This is a genomic window from Nocardia lijiangensis NBRC 108240, assembly GCF_001613045.1.
Classification (GTDB): domain Bacteria; phylum Actinomycetota; class Actinomycetes; order Mycobacteriales; family Mycobacteriaceae; genus Nocardia; species Nocardia lijiangensis.
Map to the genome: position 1 here is coordinate 14,539 of NZ_BDBP01000109.1, position 15,710 is coordinate 30,248.

At 67.6% G+C, this 15,710-nt stretch carries 20 protein-coding genes; 13 read left to right on the forward strand and 7 right to left on the reverse strand.

Annotation, left to right across the window (positions count from 1 at the left end; genetic code table 11):
• Nucleotides 1–421 precede the first annotated feature (421 nt).
• Nucleotides 422–1,018, forward strand: a complete 597-nt coding sequence (gene abmR, locus NL1_RS31260) for an ATP-binding transcription factor AbmR (RefSeq protein ID WP_067847059.1) — start codon at nt 422–424, stop codon at nt 1,016–1,018.
• 62 nt (nt 1,019–1,080) lie between these two features.
• Complete coding sequence (gene aroQ / locus NL1_RS31265) at nt 1,081–1,518, forward strand: type II 3-dehydroquinate dehydratase (RefSeq protein WP_067847061.1); 438 nt, start codon at nt 1,081–1,083, stop codon at nt 1,516–1,518.
• A gap of 1 nt (nt 1,519) precedes the next feature.
• On the opposite strand, the gene NL1_RS31270 is transcribed toward aroQ, so the two are convergent.
• Nucleotides 1,520–1,966 (reverse strand): nitroreductase family deazaflavin-dependent oxidoreductase, encoded by a 447-nt coding sequence (locus NL1_RS31270; protein ID WP_067847070.1) that lies wholly within the window; start codon nt 1,964–1,966, stop codon nt 1,520–1,522.
• A 904-nt stretch (nt 1,967–2,870) separates the two neighbouring features.
• Between NL1_RS31270 and NL1_RS31280 the strand changes: the two genes are divergently transcribed.
• Together NL1_RS31280 and NL1_RS31285 are read left to right on the forward strand one after the other, a co-directional pair.
• Nucleotides 2,871–3,161, forward strand: a complete 291-nt coding sequence (locus NL1_RS31280; protein WP_067847076.1) for a DUF4189 domain-containing protein — start codon at nt 2,871–2,873, stop codon at nt 3,159–3,161.
• Nucleotides 3,162–3,222: 61 nt separating this feature from the next.
• Nucleotides 3,223–4,050, forward strand: coding sequence for a PASTA domain-containing protein (locus NL1_RS31285; RefSeq protein ID WP_245673672.1), 828 nt, complete (start codon nt 3,223–3,225; stop codon nt 4,048–4,050).
• Nucleotides 4,051–4,090: 40 nt separating this feature from the next.
• On the opposite strand, the gene NL1_RS31290 is transcribed toward NL1_RS31285, so the two are convergent.
• Nucleotides 4,091–4,888, reverse strand: coding sequence for an ArsR/SmtB family transcription factor (locus tag NL1_RS31290; RefSeq protein WP_067847082.1), 798 nt, complete (start codon nt 4,886–4,888; stop codon nt 4,091–4,093).
• Nucleotides 4,889–5,046: 158 nt separating this feature from the next.
• On the opposite strand from NL1_RS31290, the gene NL1_RS31295 reads away from it, so the two are divergent.
• From NL1_RS31295 to NL1_RS31305, 3 genes are read left to right on the forward strand one after another with little or no spacing between them, the layout of a single operon-like run.
• A complete protein-coding gene (locus tag NL1_RS31295; protein ID WP_067847085.1) occupies nt 5,047–5,976 on the forward strand; it encodes an ABC transporter ATP-binding protein in 930 nt (309 codons plus the stop codon).
• The gene (locus NL1_RS31300; protein ID WP_067847087.1) at nt 5,973–6,824 is read left to right on the forward strand and encodes an ABC transporter permease; all 852 of its coding nucleotides are present in this window, start codon (nt 5,973–5,975) and stop codon (nt 6,822–6,824) included. Before NL1_RS31295 ends, NL1_RS31300 begins: the two co-directional genes overlap by 4 nt.
• Entirely contained in the window at nt 6,814–7,056 is a 243-nt protein-coding gene (locus tag NL1_RS31305; RefSeq protein ID WP_174555485.1) for a helix-turn-helix transcriptional regulator, read from the forward strand. Before NL1_RS31300 ends, NL1_RS31305 begins: the two co-directional genes overlap by 11 nt.
• Nucleotides 7,057–7,072: 16 nt before the next feature.
• Here NL1_RS31305 and NL1_RS37000 read toward each other — a convergent pair whose 3' ends face one another.
• Both NL1_RS37000 and NL1_RS31315 read right to left on the reverse strand, forming a co-directional pair.
• Nucleotides 7,073–7,660, reverse strand: coding sequence for an NAD(P)-binding domain-containing protein (locus NL1_RS37000; protein WP_084511192.1), 588 nt, complete (start codon nt 7,658–7,660; stop codon nt 7,073–7,075).
• On the reverse strand, nt 7,657–8,547 hold the full coding sequence (locus NL1_RS31315; RefSeq protein ID WP_067847089.1) for an NAD(P)-dependent oxidoreductase: 891 nt from the start codon (nt 8,545–8,547) through the stop codon (nt 7,657–7,659). Before NL1_RS31315 ends, NL1_RS37000 begins: the two co-directional genes overlap by 4 nt.
• A gap of 138 nt (nt 8,548–8,685) precedes the next feature.
• Here NL1_RS31315 and NL1_RS31320 point away from each other — a divergent pair, with 138 nt between their 5' ends.
• Nucleotides 8,686–9,039 carry a winged helix-turn-helix transcriptional regulator gene (locus NL1_RS31320; RefSeq protein ID WP_067847091.1) on the forward strand — a complete coding sequence of 118 codons (354 nt, stop codon included), beginning with the start codon at nt 8,686–8,688 and terminating at the stop codon, nt 9,037–9,039.
• 188 nt (nt 9,040–9,227) lie between these two features.
• Nucleotides 9,228–10,343 carry a glycerate kinase gene (locus NL1_RS31325; RefSeq protein ID WP_067847093.1) on the forward strand — a complete coding sequence of 372 codons (1,116 nt, stop codon included), beginning with the start codon at nt 9,228–9,230 and terminating at the stop codon, nt 10,341–10,343.
• Between the two features lie 43 nt (nt 10,344–10,386).
• Here the strand turns inward: NL1_RS31325 and NL1_RS31330 are convergent, their stop codons facing one another.
• The gene (locus NL1_RS31330; protein ID WP_067847095.1) at nt 10,387–10,728 is read right to left on the reverse strand and encodes a hypothetical protein; all 342 of its coding nucleotides are present in this window, start codon (nt 10,726–10,728) and stop codon (nt 10,387–10,389) included.
• 420 nt (nt 10,729–11,148) lie between these two features.
• A complete protein-coding gene (locus NL1_RS31335) occupies nt 11,149–12,735 on the reverse strand; it encodes an alpha/beta hydrolase (RefSeq protein WP_067847097.1) in 1,587 nt (528 codons plus the stop codon).
• A gap of 160 nt (nt 12,736–12,895) precedes the next feature.
• Here NL1_RS31335 and NL1_RS31340 point away from each other — a divergent pair, with 160 nt between their 5' ends.
• On the forward strand, nt 12,896–13,207 hold the full coding sequence (locus NL1_RS31340; protein WP_067847099.1) for a GNAT family N-acetyltransferase: 312 nt from the start codon (nt 12,896–12,898) through the stop codon (nt 13,205–13,207).
• A gap of 3 nt (nt 13,208–13,210) precedes the next feature.
• Here the strand turns inward: NL1_RS31340 and NL1_RS31345 are convergent, their stop codons facing one another.
• Nucleotides 13,211–13,972: a lysophospholipid acyltransferase family protein gene (locus NL1_RS31345; RefSeq protein WP_067847101.1), complete on the reverse strand. Its 762-nt coding sequence runs from the start codon at nt 13,970–13,972 to the stop codon at nt 13,211–13,213.
• A gap of 172 nt (nt 13,973–14,144) precedes the next feature.
• On the opposite strand from NL1_RS31345, the gene NL1_RS31350 reads away from it, so the two are divergent.
• The 3 genes from NL1_RS31350 to NL1_RS31360 form a co-directional block, all read left to right on the forward strand.
• The gene (locus NL1_RS31350) at nt 14,145–14,789 is read left to right on the forward strand and encodes a YqgE/AlgH family protein (protein WP_084511197.1); all 645 of its coding nucleotides are present in this window, start codon (nt 14,145–14,147) and stop codon (nt 14,787–14,789) included.
• Between the two features lie 70 nt (nt 14,790–14,859).
• The gene (locus tag NL1_RS31355; RefSeq protein ID WP_084511194.1) at nt 14,860–15,441 is read left to right on the forward strand and encodes a sigma-70 family RNA polymerase sigma factor; all 582 of its coding nucleotides are present in this window, start codon (nt 14,860–14,862) and stop codon (nt 15,439–15,441) included.
• Nucleotides 15,438–15,710 (forward strand): anti-sigma factor family protein (locus NL1_RS31360; RefSeq protein ID WP_162272789.1); only part of this gene is annotated, 273 nt, incomplete at its 3' end. The genes NL1_RS31355 and NL1_RS31360, both read left to right, overlap by 4 nt.

Here is a 15,710-nt window from a genome sequence, read left to right on the forward strand (position 1 = left end):
GCGCGATCCCCACACATCCATGTCGCCCACTCTTCACTCTTGTCACTCCAGCAACAAGACCACCGTACCTGAAATGAACCGGTTTGCGACGTCCCGGTGACCGGGCCGTTACCCATGCTCAGCAGTGTCAATTCTGCCTCGAGACGCGGAGTCCGAGGGTTCGAACGATAACGGTGGCCAGTCACAAGGCGATAACCGGCGCCGCTACCGTACCGGCCGAAACGCGAACGCGGGCGAGAACCCTCGAGTCCCGAGCCGGCCACGCCCGGCACAGCGCGACCTGTCTGGAGTACCCCCTTTCCACCCTGTTCACACAGAGCGGAATCACGGCGCCGACTTGCGGAGTAATCTTGTAATCACTGCAACACAGCATCACGGTAAGTGGGCGTATTTCCGCCTTCACTCCGGAAGGAGACCCGCCATGAGAAACGCACACCGCGGACGAGGATTCGGACGGCCGGGCGGCTGGCAACAGGCCGACCTACCCGATCCCGCCGACGTGCCCGACTGGTTCGCCGGCCGATTGCCCAGCGACTGGTTCGTCGGCAAACCGGTGATCGAGGTGGACCGCGACGAGATCGTGGTGATCGGCGAGCTGCCGCTGCCCAAGCCCGAGCCCGCCGACACCGAAGACGCCGAGGCGCCCACCGAGAAGATCCCGGCCGCAACGAAAGAGGGCGCCGTCGCGCGCTTCCGCGAATCCACCCGCCCCGCGCGGATGCAGATCGCGGGCGAGGCCCAGCACCGTTATGCCCGCAACGTGGCGTGGGGCGTCTCCGTGGAAGGCGAACGAATCATGTTCACCCACCTCGCGGTTCCGGTGATGACGCGGCTGCGCCAGCCGGAGCGCAAGGTGCTCGACACCCTGGTCGATGCCGGCGTCGCCCGCTCCCGCTCGGATGCGCTGGCCTGGACGGTGAAACTGGCGGGCAAGCACGCCGAGGCGTGGCTCGAGGAGCTGCGCACGGCGATGCGCAAGGTCGACGACCTGCGGTCGGAGGGCCCGCAGGGTTTGTGAGCGGGCGGTCCGGCTCGGCCGGGCGCGGTTCGCCGCCCGGCCACGCCCATTAGGGTTGGCGCATGGCCGACACCGCTCCGATCCTGGTCCTCAACGGACCGAACCTGAACATGCTCGGCACCCGCCAGCCCGAGGTGTACGGTTCGGCCACGCTCGACGACGTGGTCGAACTGTGCAAGCGCACCGCCGCCAGATTCGACAGGGAGATCGCCGCGTTCCAGTCCAATCACGAAGGCGCGCTGATCGATCGGATCCACCAGGCGCGCGGCGCGGAGTCGGCGATCGTCATCAACCCAGGCGGGCTCACCCACACCTCGGTCGCGCTGCGTGACGCGCTGGTGATTCCCGAGGTGCCGATCGTGGAGGTGCACATCAGCAATGTGCACGCCCGCGAGGAATTCCGGCACCACTCCTTCATCTCGCCCATCGCCACCGCGGTGATCGCGGGCATGGGAATTCAGGGCTACGCGGCCGCCATCGAATTCCTCGCCACCCGCTGATTCACGCGATACGGAAAACCGGGAAACCCGGTGCGATGGCGGCGAGCTCGTCGTCGGTCGCGTTCTTGGTGACGCCCTCGAAGAACCGGCCCACCTCCCAGCCCCACTTCTCCAGGTAGAGCCGCAGCACCGGCGTCTTGTCCGCATCGGCCACCTCGGCGGCCGTGAACGCCTCCACCTTGCGCCCGAGCCGCAGTTCGCCCGTGCCCGCGACCCGCAGATTCCGCACCCACTGCGTGTGCCCGCGCGGCGCCACCAGGTAGCGCGCGCCGGTCTCGTCCACCAGCAGGTTCACCATCGTCGTCCGCCACTCCCCGCTCTTGCGGCCGCGCACCGCGAGCAGCCGCGATCCGGCGATGCTGATGCCCAGCCGCGGGAGCCAGTTGAACACGCGGTTCATGATCGGATCCAGGCCGGTGGGGCCGATGTAGCGGGTGCTGGCGTCCATGATGGTTCCTCCGTTTGTGAGCACTGCTCTCTGTTGGGATCAATCATCCACCTTTGGGCGCGCAGAGTCAAGAGCACTGCTCTCTTTTTCTGTATTCGAGTGCCTCCTGATGCGACGCCGATACCCCGCGTGCACCGATCGCCGCTGGTAGATCAGGCGAGAACGACCTCGCCCGCATGATGGCGAGGTGCTACCGGAGCCGCGCAGGTCCGCTCAGAAATTCCGGTTGAAGTACACGTAGATGGCCGAGACGGTGGCGGAGCGGGTGGCGAGAATCTCCCGGAAGGCGGGGGATTCACCCTCCGAACGAGTGAGTCAGGAACAGGCCCGCGAGCACCGAGATCGTCGCGAGCCGTCAAAACCGCTCGGCAGCGGGGGCTTCCGGTTTCGGCACGACAACGGCAGCAGCGCCACGGGCAACGGAAATTCCGTCAACGTCCACATGCGAGTACACCGGCCATGACCACGCATGCGATGAAAGATTTCGCGCGGTACACCGATTTCGCGATCGACAGTCGCCTCACGTCGAATTCGCGCTCACCCCTCGGGAAACGGGATCAGCTCGAGATGATCGGCCTCCTGCGATTCGGCCGCACCTGCGCGCCCGGCGATCAGGTCGACCCCACCACCGTGCGCAACCAGCCATCTACCGCACACGCAGCGCAAATAGCGAACCGAGCGATGCGAGGACACGAGCATCGGCGAGGACCACGAGCAGGTGGGGCAGGTGTCAGGCATAGCTAAGGCTGAATAACGAACAGCCATAAGGCAACGACCAGCGCGGCGTGGCGGCGAACTAGATCGAAAAGCTTTCCGCCCATCCGGCGGTAGGCGGTACCTCGACCATTCGAGATGATGTGCGCTTCACAATCTTTCGGAAAGCGCTGTGCCGAGCGCTGTCGACATGCCGAAATTCGCATTGCGTTCCACCAGAATTCTCGTTCGATCCGCCGTCGTCGCCGCGGCGACAGGCCTCGCGCTCGCCATCCCGCAGGCATCGGCGTCGGCCGCCGACACCAAGTACGCCTCGATCGCGATCTCGACGTCGACCGGAGCGACCGGGAAATCCTGGAACTATCCTTCAGCCACCGAAGCCACAGCCGCCGCCATCGACGCGTGCAACGAAGGCGCACTGACCTCCGCTCGACACCGTGCCGCCGCACCCGCGATGGCAAAGCATCACGGCGGCAAATAGTCTCGTGCGGTACTGATCGCTACGTGGCCTTCGTCGGTCGCTGAGGAGGCTTCCAGTGAAGATGCCCGTTGTCGTCGCGGTCGCGGCGGCATTCACCGCACTGTTGTCCGGGTGCTCCACCGAAAATTCCGGCGGCACCGCGGAGCCGACCGCGGCGGCGGCCGCGGCAGCTTCACCCGGGTCCAGCACGCCGACCACGAGCAAGAGCGCGAAACCGGTCGATAGCACGGAATATCGTCAAGACGACGACGGCTTCGGACGCGCCGGATACTTCTTCTCCTCACCGAGCGGCTCCTTCTCCTGCGCCATCTTCGACACACCGCTCGACACTTTCGGGCTTCCGATCGGAGCCGCCTGCCAAGGCCGCGCCGCCACTCCCCCTGGCGAGCAGGACTGCGTGAAACCCGATGGCCTGCAGGCTCCCGTTCCCGGATTGGGAGTCGGCCCCTCCGGGACGCAATTCCTCTGCATCGCGGGTTCGCCGCTGTTCACCTCCGAAAGCACGGTGCTGCCCTACCGCTCGTCGCTGATCGCCAACGGTTACACCTGCCACTCCGCGGAGACCGGCGTGACCTGCCAATTCAACCTGGACGGAACCGGTTTCAAGGTCTCGCGCGAGGCCAGCAGTCTCACCCTCGACGGTGACTCGCAGCAGCCGGACGCCTCGGTCACGGTGCCCGACGTGCGGGGCGAGCGGCCCACCAAAGCGGAGAACCTGCTCGCGGAGGCCGGGCTGACGGCGCGAGTCGTGGGCGGTACCGGGCGCGGACCACAAGGCGGTCAATGCGTTGTCGCCGAACAGGAACCCGCCGCGGGCACGAAAGTCGCTACCGGGACTCGGATCACGGTGACCACCGGCGAAATCGGAGGCAAGCCCGGAAGCTGCTGAAGCCCGATGCGGGTGAGCACACCCTCCGACCTCGGGACGATCAGGATTCAACAGGTTCGGGAAGCACCTCCCCGGTCTCCAAGAGCGTCTTGAGGCTGGAGAGGATGGCGGGCCAGCCGCCTCGAATGCCTTCGAGTATCCGGCTTCCCGGTTCGAATCCATCGTGGACGACGGTCAGTTTGACGGTTTCGCCCTGGGGTTCGAGTTCGAAGGTGATCTTCGAGCGGGGTTCGCGGGCCCAGTCGGCGACTTCGGCGGGCGGCAGGCCGAATTCGGCGGCGAATTCGGGGGTGATGGCGTGCCAGGTGTAGGAAAGGCGGGTGTAGGGCTTGGATTCCAGGACGACCTGCTCGGCGTCTTCGCCCACCCAGTTCCGCTGCCGCCAGGTCATCGGTGAGCCGGTGCGCCAATCGGTTTCGAAGGTGGCACCCCAGTAGCGCGCGGTGAAGGCCGGGTCGGTGAGCGCCTGCCACAGCCGCTCAGGGGTGGTCTTGATGTAGGTGGTGTAGACGAATTCCGTGTCGCTCATGGGGTTTGCCTCCAGTGCTCTCTTCAGGTCGGCGAGCGCGTGCACGCGGGCGCGGTCGTACTGGGTGATCCAGCGATCGGCGATGGCGTTGATGGGTTCCGCGTTGAGGTAGTGCAGTTTTTCCCGGCCGCTGCGCCGGGTGGTGATGAGGTTGGCGGCCTCGAGCACGGCGAGGTGTTTGCTCACCGATTGGCGCGCCATGTCCAGCCCGGCGCAGAGCTCACGCAGCGTCTGCCCATTGCGGGCGTTGAGGCTGTCGAGCAACCTGCGGCGGCTGCGGCCGGCCAGCGCCTTGAAGACCTCGTCCATGCGACCTTTCCATTCATGCAGCCATTCAGCTGCATATTTCGACGATAGGCAGCCGAAAGGTTGCACGTCAAGGACGGCCCGGATCGGATAAAGCATTGTTCCCCCGAAATGTAGTAGGTATGCTACGAAACATCCGGTCCACATAACGGGAGGGTGCGATGACCGTGGGTGAAAACGTCGTCATCGACGTCGAAGATCTGCGTATGCGCTACGGCGCGAAAGACGTCCTGCGGGGCGTCGGCTTCCAAGCTCGTCACGGGGAAGTCCTGGCCCTGCTCGGCCCCAACGGCGCGGGCAAGACCACCACGATCGAGATACTCGAAGGCTTCCGCCTTCGTTCGGCGGGCCGGGTCGAGGTGCTCGGCGCCGATCCGGCGCACGGCGACGAGGCCTGGCGGGCGCGCATGGGCGTCGTCCTGCAATCCTGGCGCGATCATGGCAAATGGCGTGTGCGCGAATTGCTTTCGAATCTCGGCGGGTACTACGCGCCGTACGGCACCGAGCGGATCCGCCGACCGTGGGACACCGACGAGCTCATCGAAGCCGTCGGCCTCACCGAACAGGCGGGCGCGAAGATCATGTCTCTGTCCGGCGGTCAGCGGCGCAGGCTCGACGTGGCCATCGGTATCGTCGGCCGCCCGGAACTGTTGTTCCTCGACGAGCCGACGGCCGGTTTCGATCCGCAGGCCCGTCGCGAATTCCACGACCTGATTCACCGTTTGGCCGACGACCAGCAGACCACCATCCTGCTCACCACGCACGACCTGGACGAGGCCGAGAAGCTGGCCGATCGCATCCTGATCCTGGCGGGCGGGCGGATCATCGCGAACGGCTCGGCCGACGAACTGTCCCGCCGCATCGCGGGCGAGGCCGAGGTGCGCTGGACCCGCGACGGCCAGCGCTTCGTGCACACCACCACCGCGTCGACCAAGTTCGTCTACGAGCTGTTCAAGCAGTACGGCGAGGACATCGGCGAACTCGAGGTGCGGCGCGCGTCGCTCGAGGACACGTATATGACACTGGTGCGGCAGTTCGAATCCGGTCGGATGGATAACGAGGTCCACGCCTTGGAGGAGGTGAAGCGATGAACCCCACCACGAACGCGGTCCGCGCGGGCCTGTCCCGCGGCGTGATCGAGCTCCGGCAATCGGTGACCAACGGCCAAGATCTGTTCGGCATACTGTTCTGGCCGGTCATCATGGTCGTCGTGTTGTTCTTCATGCGCGACGCGAAGTTCGAAGCCAGCGGTTTCGACCTCGGCTCGCTCGCGCTGCCGAGCATCCTCGGCATGCTGGTCGCCTTCAACGGCATATTCGGCATCGGCCAGATGCTCAGCATGGAGCGCGAGGACGGAACCCTGTTGCGCGCCAAGGCGACTCCGAACGGGATGGTGGGATACCTGGTCGGCAAGGTGGTCACGGTGTCCGGCTGGGTGCTCGTGCCGTTCGTGATAATGCTGATCCCCGGGTTGTTCCTGGTGGGGGGCACCGAGTTGAACACGGTCGGCGCGTGGTTCGCGCTGATCGGAGTGGTGCTGCTCGGCATGCTGGCCACGCTGCCCATCGGCGCGTGCATCGGTTCGCTGTTCGCCAGCCCGCGCGGGGTCGGGTTCGTGTCGATGCCCATCATGGGACTCGTTGCGGTATCTGGCATTTTCTACCCGATCACCTCGATGCCGGGGTGGGTGCAGGGACTCGCCCAATGCTTCCCGGTGTACTGGCTCGGCCTCGGCATGCGTGCCGCGATGTTGCCGGACGACGCCGCGGCCGTCGAGTTGGGCGGTTCCTGGCGACACCTGGAAACCATTGTGGTACTGGGCATCTGGGCAGCCGCGGGATTCCTCGTCGCGCCGATCCTGTTGCGCAGGATGGCGCGGCGGGAGTCGGGCTCGAGCGTAGCCGCCCGCCGCGAGAAGGCCATGCAGCGTGCCTACTGAGGTCATCTACAACCGGATCGCCATGCTGCGCGCCGAGCGCGGCATCTCCCGGCGCGAGCTGGCGGAGGCGCTCGGCGTGCACTATCAGACGATCGGTTACCTCGAGCGGGGTGAGTACAGCCCGAGCCTGCATCTGGCGCTGCGGATCGCGGAGTACTTCGAGGTGGCGGTGGAGGTCGTCTTCTCCACCGCCCCGTTCCCGCGGCTCGGCTCTGGTTCCGAAACCGCCTGAGGCAAGGCACTTTCAGCTACCGGCGCATGTCGATGTCGCCTGTCGCGCCGGATCGCCTCAGGGACAACTCTATTGGTACGCACCACGCAGGAGGCGGTACGTCGGCACCGGTTCGCCGGCCCGTTCGCTCTCCGCCAGCGCCCGGTCCCAGATCGCCCGAGCCGACCGCAGTAGCGACGTGTCCACGCCGAGCTGGTCGCGAGGCGGGCATGGCAAGTTCGTCGGGCTGCGCCATGACGCCCGCGGCGAGGAACTGCCCGCCCCGCTCCCGCACCCATGCCGCACCCGCCCGGGTGTTGGACGGCGAATCCGACGACGCGTTGACCACGACCTTGCCGAACAGGCGGCCCTCGGCCTGCCCGAGCACGTCGTACATCGCCGCGTAGTGGGTCAGGCTGAGCACGATCACCTCGTTGGCGTCGAGCGCCTCCGCCACGGTCGCGGCCCGCTCGGCGCCGAGCTCGCCCATGGCATCGGCGCGGGCGGCGGTGCGGTTCCATACGGTCACCCGGACCCCTGCGTCGAGGAAGGCTCGCACCATCGCCCGGCCCATCGGACCGAGCCCGATGACGGTCACCGAGCGGACCGCGTCCAGTCGGCTCACACCGAGTCGGCCTTGCGCTCGCCCAGCATCAGCTCGTAGACGGAGACGGCCCTGCCCTGCTCCTCGCTGGCGGCAATCGCCTTGCGCCACAAGGCCTGCGAGGTGTGCGACAAGGTGGCGTCCACGCCGACCTCCTCGCTGGCGTCGATGATGTGCTGCGCGCCCGCGTCCATCATCTTCAGGCTCGCCAGGTCGGCCCAGCCGCCCGCCTGGTTGGCGACGGAGAACTCCTGCATGAAGTAGGGGTACGCCTCGCTGGAACGCACCGCGTACGGCACGAACTGGGCGATGTCGTGGCCCGACTTCGCGATCACGGCGGTGGCCTGGTCGAAGGCGAGCAGCCACGGGTGGAAGGTGATGAGCAGCGCCTGGTAGAAGATCTGGGCCAGACCGTCGTCCTCGCCGAGGTATTCCTGCGGGCTCAGCGGGAGCAACAGCTCGGCGTGCGCGTCGAACACCTCGCGCGGACCGCTGTAGAAGATGTAGGACGCGGGGTGGGTGATGTTGTCCCCCGCCGACATGACGCCGCCCGAGATGAACTGGGCGCCACGCTCGCGCACCCACGCCGCGCCCCGGCGGGCCTTCTCCGGCGAATCCGACGACAGGTTGGCGATCACCTTGCCCGCCAGCCGATCCTCGGCCTGGCCGAGCACGTCGTACATGGCGGCGTAGTGGGTCAGGCTGAGCACGGTCAGCTCGTTGGCGTCGAGCGCCTCGGCGACCGTCGCGGCCCGCTTCGCGCCGAGTTCGACCATCGCGTCGACCTTGGCGCTGCTGCGGTTCCAGACGGTGACCTCGACGCCCGCGTCGAGGAAGGCCCGCACCATCGCCTGACCCATCGGACCGAGGCCGACGACGGAAACGGAACGGGTGGACTGCTCGGACATTGTGTGCCCCTTCGGGTTCTGGATTGCTGGTTCGCGGCGCCGGAACCGATGGTCGTCCGTGCAGGTAGAGTCGACAAGACCGTACGTCGAGGTGGGGATACTTACCTCGAGGTCCGAAATATGGTCAGGAGGTCGGCGATGAACGGCAACAGTGACGTAGATCACGATGTGTGCGGCATGTCGGTCGCCATCGACGTCGTCGGCGGTAAGTGGAAACTGCACCTGATGTGGGTTCTCGGCGCGGGCCCCCAGCGTTTCGGCGAAATCCGCCGCATGCTGCAAGGAGTCAGCGAGAAGGTGCTCGCCGAGAACCTGCGCCAGCTCGAAGCCAGCGGCGTCGTGCACCGCGAGGTGTTCCCGGAGATCCCACCGCGCGTCGAATACTCCCTGACTCCCATCGGCCACGAGCTCGCGGCGGCGCTGCGCCCGCTCGAGGAGTGGGGCGACAAGCACCGCGTGGAGTTGCTCGGGAACCTGGCCTCGGTCAGCTGAAAGCCCCCAGCCCGAGTCGGCGCGACCGGCAGGAGAAATGGCTCCAGCCATGGGGAGCGTCGTTCGGGCGCCGCGGCCGTGGTTTGTGCGGCATTCGGCGCGCGCCATGGCAAGCGATCGGATGTGGATCCGGTGGACTGCCCGGGCCGTGACGTGCCGACCGTATGACCTGCGCACACAATGTGGGGATGACCTCCGCGCCCCGGGTGCTGATCGCCCCGGACAAGTTCAAGGGTTCGCTGCCCGCATCCGAGGTGGCCGCCGCGCTGGCCGCCGGGATCGTCGCGGCGCGGCCGGACGCGGAGATCCAGCGGGTTCCGGTGGCCGACGGCGGTGACGGCACCGTGGACGCGTTCGTCGCCGCGGGGTGGGAGCGAGTGGAATCGATCGCGCCCGGGCCGACGGGTGTGCCAGCGCCCGCTGCCTATGCGCTGCGTGGGGATACCGCGGTCGTGGAGTTGGCCGAGGTCGTCGGGCTGGTGAAACTCCCTGGCGGACAGTACGATCCGCTCGGCGCGGGGACGGAGGGGCTCGGCGTCGTCGTCGCGGACGCGCTGGAGCGCGGCGCGACGCACATAGTGCTCGGCCTGGGCGGCAGCGCGTCCACGGACGGAGGTGCGGGCCTGCTGCGCACGCTCGGTGTTCGCGTGCTCGATGCCGAAGGACGCGAATTACCCACGGGTGGAGGCGCTTTGGTGCGTGCGGCGCAAGTCGATCGCACCGGCTTGCACCCGAAAGCCGCCGCGGCCCGGTTCACCCTCGCCTGCGATGTGGACAATCCGCTGCTCGGACCGAACGGCGCGGTCGCGGTGTACGCCCCGCAGAAAGGGGCCGACGTGGAGCACCAGGTGACTCTCGAAACGGCGCTGACGAATTGGGCGAAGCTGGTCGGGCAGGAGTTCGCCGAGCGCCCAGGTGCGGGCGCGGCGGGCGGCACCGGCTTCGGCGCACTCGCGGTGCTCGGCGCCCAGGTACGCAGCGGCATCGAGGTATTGCTCGAACTCCTCGACTTCCCGGCCCTGCTACGCGATGCGACCCTGGTGGTGACGGGCGAAGGCTCGCTCGACGCCCAAAGCCTGCACGGCAAGGCCCCCCTCGGCGTCTGCGCGGCGGCGCGCGCCGCGGGCGTCCCGATCGTCGCAGTGGCGGGCCGCGTTGAGCTCACCCCGAACGACCTGCACACCGCGGGCTTCACCGCCTGCTACTCACTGAGCGACCTCCAACCGGACCCCGCTCGCTCCATGGCCGACGCCGCGCAACTGCTGAAGCGAATCGGCGCGCACATCGCGGAACGCCAACTCTGAATCGCAGTCGGCCCGCCGCTCCGCGCGGCGCTCGTGTGCTTGCTCAGCCCGCGAGGACCTCCCACAGCTGGTTCTCAGCCGACGCCGACGGTTCCCCGTTCCAGAGATGTACCTGGTATTCCGGGTCCTTGACCTTCGCCTCATCCTTGTAGGTCACGTCCATATCCGAGACGTACAGCGCGAAAGTCCGGGCGCCGAGATCGGTCGGTTTCAGCGCGGCGGCGATCATGGTCGCGATCGGCCGCAGATCGGCCGCACTGCTGGATCCCCTGACGCACAGGGCAATCGCGACTCCCACCAAACCCGGCTTATCGCTCTGTGTGCTCACTCGCCCGTTCGCCACGCTGACGTTGTCCGGCAGTTTCAGGCCCGACAGGAACGCCACGAGCTCGGTGTCGTCGCTTGCGAATAGTCCGTCCGGAGGGCACAGCTCGGCCGCCGGATATGCGCCCCCGGCCGGTGCTGCGGGTGCCGCTGTCGTACTCGGCGCTGCGTCCTTGTTCGTATTGGACCCGCACCCCGTGATGATCACGGCGGCAACGACACTGGAAAGAGCAGCGATTCTGATGTGACGCATGGAATCCCCTCTTGTCGTCGACATCTTACTGATCACCCAATGATGCTGCTGAATGGAATCATGCCCTCACATGCACGACACCGCCCCGGCTGATTCGGCCAGAGCACCAGCCCGAACTCCGCCACCTCGCAGAGGCTCTGAGATCAGCAGAAACCGAACGTGCAGCCGGGCCGCACAAGTCGGCGAACCGCACACATCGCGGGACACGCGTGAGAGCAACCCCGCGCATCAACGAGTCGGCAGCGGCGCCTGTTCGGCATGGCTGACGGTGACCTGGCCGGTGCGAAGGTACGCAAGCACCGCGTCGTCGACCGCGGGATTCCCGCGCCCGAAAGTACCGTGATCCCCGCCCTCGATCGTGATCAGCGAACCCTGTAGCACCCGCGCCATCGCCGGGCCGCCTTCGTATTGTGTGAGCGCGTCGTGCCTGCTTTGCAGCAGCAGCGGTTTGGTGCGCAGCGCGGCGCCGCTGAGCGGGACCGGTTCGGCGACCGGCCGCCAGGAGCCGCAGCTGAGGCCGGCGCGGACCAGATCGGCGCGGGCGTCCATGGCATTGCCGCCGGAGGCGATGGTGCCGATCGCGGCGCCGAGCAGTTCCGGACGACCGGGCACCGCGTTCTCGTTGCAGGTGATGGCGGAGAAGACGAAGCGGCCGGTGGGGTCGGTGGCGGTGGCGCCCTCGATGGCGAGCAGCCGCTGCACGTTGGCGGGATCGGCGTTGGAGTCGGCCATCGCCCGCGCGAAGGTCGGCCAGAACGAGCGGGTGTAGGTCGCCACCGCGGTCGCGCCGACCAGCGGCACCTGCGCGGACGCGCCGCCGGATATCAAGGTGCGCACCAGGTTCTGGAGTTTGCCGGCCTGCTCCACGCTGCCGTTGAAGCCGTCGCGGGCGAACTCGGCCAGCGGCTCGGGCAGCTCGCCGGGCAGGTCGGCCACGCTCGCGGGCGGCGGCGTCAGATTGGCGTACCAGCCGCCGCCTTGCGCGGAGACCAGCCGCACCCAGTTCTGGTAGACGCGCAATGCCGTGTCGCCGAGCCGGTAGTCGCCATTGTGCTCGGCGATCCAGGCGAACAGGTCGTCGAGGCGCTGTTTGCCCGCGGCCTGTTGCTGGGCGAACTCCTCGGTCCACACCCAGTCCGGGTGCACGTTGGAGTCCAGCACCATGCGCTCCACCCGGTCCGGGAACAACGAGGCGTAGACGGCGCCGAGATAGGTGCCGTACGAGGTGCCGAGGTAGCTGATCCGCTCGATGCCGAGGGCGGCGCGCACCGCCTCCATATCGCGGGCGGTGTTCTCGGTGGTGATGGTGTCCAGGTAGCCGGGCTGCGCCGCGTCGCAGGCCTTCTTGATCTCGTCGCGGCTGCCGCCGCCGATCGAAACCTGTTGTCCTTCGGCGTTTTCCGTGGGGGCTGCGCAGCGCAGCGGGGTGGCCCAGCGCAGGCCGCGCGGCTGCACCGCGATGCGGTCGTAGTTGGCGTTCAATGCGGCGGGCATGACCTCGATGCGCTGCGCCCAGAACCCGAGGGCGTCCGCGCCGGGGCCGCCCGGATTGGTGAAGATGACGCCGTGCCGTTCACCAGTGGCGGCGATCCGGCTGACGGTGAGGTCGATGCGCGGGCCGTCCGGTTCGGAGTGGTTCATCGGCACGCTGATCACGGCGCACTGCGCACCCGTGCCCTCGGACACCGCGCCGACCGGGCAGGACCCGAAAGCCGGTGCGGGAGCGGCGTCGGCGAGACCCGTCACCACCGTCCCGCCGAGCAGACCAGCTGCGGCGAGGGTGGCGGCCACCCGTGAAATACGCGTCCTCATCATGTTTTCGCACCTCCGCCGAGCCGCCGCTCTCGGGAAGCGCGCGCACGACCAAGGTCATTCTGCTCGGGCAGCCGCGCGGTAGACAAGTCGAACCGGTCGATTTCACACCGGGATCCGCTGCGATGTCTCGCCAACGGGCACACCGGAGTAGCGTCGAGCCATGTCGACCGAGGTCCGCAACAACACCACACTGGAACGCTTCGAGATCTACGTCGACGGTGCCATCGCCGGGCACGCGGAGTATCAGGACACCGCATCCGAGCGCGCGTTCGTGCACACCGAGATCTACCCGCGCTACGAGCGGCAGGGCTACGCTACGCAGCTGCTCGGCACGGCGCTGGCGAGCACCCGCCGGGAGGGCTTCGGCGTGCTGCCGATGTGCCCCTTGGTGCACCACTTCGTGCAGACGCACCCCGAGTACATCGCCGCGGTACCGCACTGGGCCAGAGGCCGCCTCGACCTGCCGCAGTAGATCTCAGTAGTTCGCGACGGCGCCGTCGAGCGCGAGCTGCAGGTCCGAGCGCACCAACCGTGCGATCTCCCCGGGCTTGCTCGGCAGCTCGGCGATCGGCGTCTGGAAGTAGAAGCTGGCCGATTTGGCCTCTTCCTTGGTCGGTTCGATCGTCGGGTCGGGACGGGGCCCGTAGCTCAGACCCAGGCTGACCAGCGTGGGCTGCACGCCGAGTTTCATGGCACGGAACGCGATGTGCCCGATGCCGCTGCCGATGGCCTGCACCTGGGTCGGATCGACGTCGTTGCAGGTGCCTTCGGGAAAGATCGCCACGTGATCGCCGCGCGCCAGTCGTTCGGCGCAGATGTCCATCATGCGCTGCCCCGCGGCGTTAACCGCTCGGATGCCGTGATCCTTGCCGCGGAACACCGGGATGCCGCCCATCATGTCCACTTTGCGCCGCTGGTCGGGTTCGATGAACAGCTCGTCCTTGGCCAGCACCCGCACCCGGCCGATGATGGCGCGCAGCGGGCTGCGCCAGGCGGCCGCGGCCACCGTGTACGGATCGTTCTGCGAGAGATGGTTGATCGCGAAGATGATGGGCTTGCCCGACCTGGTCAGCGTCCGAACCGCCTCTTTTGCCCGATCGGCGTAGCTGATCCGGGGATGGTAGCGGCGTCCCAGAAGGGCATAGGCGGCCATCGCCTTCAGCCGGTTCTGCCGGTGATCGCGGTAGTAGTCGTAAACGGCGTCACAGTTCTCGAGGACGACCTCGGGCGGTTCCATGCAGCCGACTCTACGACGTTGCCGGGTATGCGCCACATCGGGCAAGGGACCGGCCAGTACCGGCCAAATCGACTCAGACAGTTGGGGCTGATTGTGCTTACAAGTGAACTTTCGCCGAAATCGAGGGGCCTGGAAACGAGCACTGAGGCGCACAAACTGCGATGATGTGCGGGTGGCACGCGGAGACGACCCGGACGATCGGAAAACTCACGGCGGGCACGGTGACCGTCGCCGTCGCGATTTCCGGCGCGGCGAGCAGGCGGTGCGCGCGGGCACCCTGCTGCTGGCGGCGACGGACCTGGTCGAGCCGACCTTCCGAAGAACTGTCGTGTACATCATCGAGCACAACGATTCCGGCAGTCTGGGCGTCGTGCTCAATCGCCCCACCGATACCGCGGTGCACGATGTGCTGCCGCGCTGGGCGGAGCTGGCCACCTCGCCACGCACCCTGTTCAGCGGCGGGCCGGTGAAACGGGACGCCGCCCTGTGCCTCGGCACCTTGAAAGCGGGCGCCACCACCGCCGGGGCGCCCGGCCTGCGCCGGGTCGACGGCCGCGTGGTGCTCATCGATCTCGACGCCGACCCCGACCGGATCGGCCCGCTCGTCGAGGGCCTGCGCATCTTCGCGGGCTACTCCGGCTGGACCTTCGGTCAGCTGGAGGGCGAGCTGGAGAACGACGACTGGATCGTGCTCTCGGCGCTCTCCTCCGACCCGATCAGCACCGGCCGCTCCGACCTCTGGGCGCACGTGCTGCGCCGCCAGCCACTGCCGCTCTCGCTGCTGGCCACCCACCCGATTGAACTCGAACGCAACTGAGCACGTGTAACTCCTCGAGACGGAAAAAGGAGTCCACACTGTGAAACGCACGAACTGATCCGGTGAGCGCATGGGTAACTCACCGGGCACGCCGGACCAACCCCGGCCGACCGACGCGGCACCGCACAACGGAACCGCGGGCGGCCCGGACGATCAAGCCGAACTGATGCGCGTGCTGTACCAGGAGCACGCGCCCGCGCTGTGGCGCTACACCCTCGGCCTGGTGCACGACGCCGGACGGGCCGAGGACATCGTGCAGGAAACGCTGTTGCGGGCGTGGCAGCGTCCGAACGTGCTCGATCAGCAGACGATGTCGGCGCGCGCGTGGTTGTTCACGGTCGCCCGCAACCTGGTCGTCGACGAACACCGCAGCGCCCGCAACCGCAGGGAGTTCCGCACCGACAACCCGCCCGAACAAGCCGCACCGGATCAGGCCGATCGGACGCTGGACGGCTGGCTGGTCGCCGACGCGCTCGCCCGGCTCAGCACCGACCACCGCGAAGTGATCGTGCGCGCCTACTACCGCGGCCTGTCGACCCACCAGATCGCGGCCGAACTGGAGATTCCACCCGGCACCGTGAAATCACGCATGCATTACGGTATGCGGGCGCTGCGGCTGGCATTGCACGAAATGGGGGTGACGAACCGATGACGGACATCGCCGACGACTACACGACATGGGATGCGCCCTATGTGCTCGGCTCCCTCACCGGCAGCGAGCGCCGCGAATACGAGGAGCACCTGGCGGGCTGCATCGACTGCCGCGCCGCCGTCGCCGAGCTCGCCGGGCTGCCCGGCATGCTCGCGCTGGTGCCCGCGGAGACCGCGCTCGGCATGATCGGGACGCCTGACGGCTCCGTACCCGAGACGTCGCCGCCGGTGCCCGAGCTGCTGCCCAAGCTCGCCGCGGCGGAGCGGCGG

Excerpts from the sequence above, each read along its gene's own strand:
- NL1_RS31270 (WP_067847070.1), bottom strand. The coding sequence starts at position 1,966 with ATGGACGCCAGCACCCGCTACATCGGCCCCACCGGCCTGGATCCGATC.
- NL1_RS31300 (WP_067847087.1), top strand. The coding sequence starts at position 5,973 with ATGAACCCCACCACGAACGCGGTCCGCGCGGGCCTGTCCCGCGGCGTG.
- NL1_RS31315 (WP_067847089.1), bottom strand. The coding sequence starts at position 8,547 with ATGTCCGAGCAGTCCACCCGTTCCGTTTCCGTCGTCGGCCTCGGTCCG.
- NL1_RS31320 (WP_067847091.1), top strand. The coding sequence starts at position 8,686 with ATGAACGGCAACAGTGACGTAGATCACGATGTGTGCGGCATGTCGGTC.
- NL1_RS31340 (WP_067847099.1), top strand. The coding sequence starts at position 12,896 with ATGTCGACCGAGGTCCGCAACAACACCACACTGGAACGCTTCGAGATC.
- abmR (WP_067847059.1), top strand. The coding sequence starts at position 422 with ATGAGAAACGCACACCGCGGACGAGGATTCGGACGGCCGGGCGGCTGG.
- NL1_RS31285 (WP_245673672.1), top strand. The coding sequence starts at position 3,223 with ATGCCCGTTGTCGTCGCGGTCGCGGCGGCATTCACCGCACTGTTGTCC.
- NL1_RS31325 (WP_067847093.1), top strand. The coding sequence starts at position 9,228 with ATGACCTCCGCGCCCCGGGTGCTGATCGCCCCGGACAAGTTCAAGGGT.
- NL1_RS31280 (WP_067847076.1), top strand. The coding sequence starts at position 2,871 with ATGCCGAAATTCGCATTGCGTTCCACCAGAATTCTCGTTCGATCCGCC.
- NL1_RS31290 (WP_067847082.1), bottom strand. The coding sequence starts at position 4,888 with ATGGACGAGGTCTTCAAGGCGCTGGCCGGCCGCAGCCGCCGCAGGTTG.
- NL1_RS31295 (WP_067847085.1), top strand. The coding sequence starts at position 5,047 with ATGACCGTGGGTGAAAACGTCGTCATCGACGTCGAAGATCTGCGTATG.
- NL1_RS31345 (WP_067847101.1), bottom strand. The coding sequence starts at position 13,972 with ATGGAACCGCCCGAGGTCGTCCTCGAGAACTGTGACGCCGTTTACGAC.
- NL1_RS31335 (WP_067847097.1), bottom strand. The coding sequence starts at position 12,735 with ATGATGAGGACGCGTATTTCACGGGTGGCCGCCACCCTCGCCGCAGCT.
- NL1_RS31355 (WP_084511194.1), top strand. The coding sequence starts at position 14,860 with ATGGGTAACTCACCGGGCACGCCGGACCAACCCCGGCCGACCGACGCG.
- aroQ (WP_067847061.1), top strand. The coding sequence starts at position 1,081 with ATGGCCGACACCGCTCCGATCCTGGTCCTCAACGGACCGAACCTGAAC.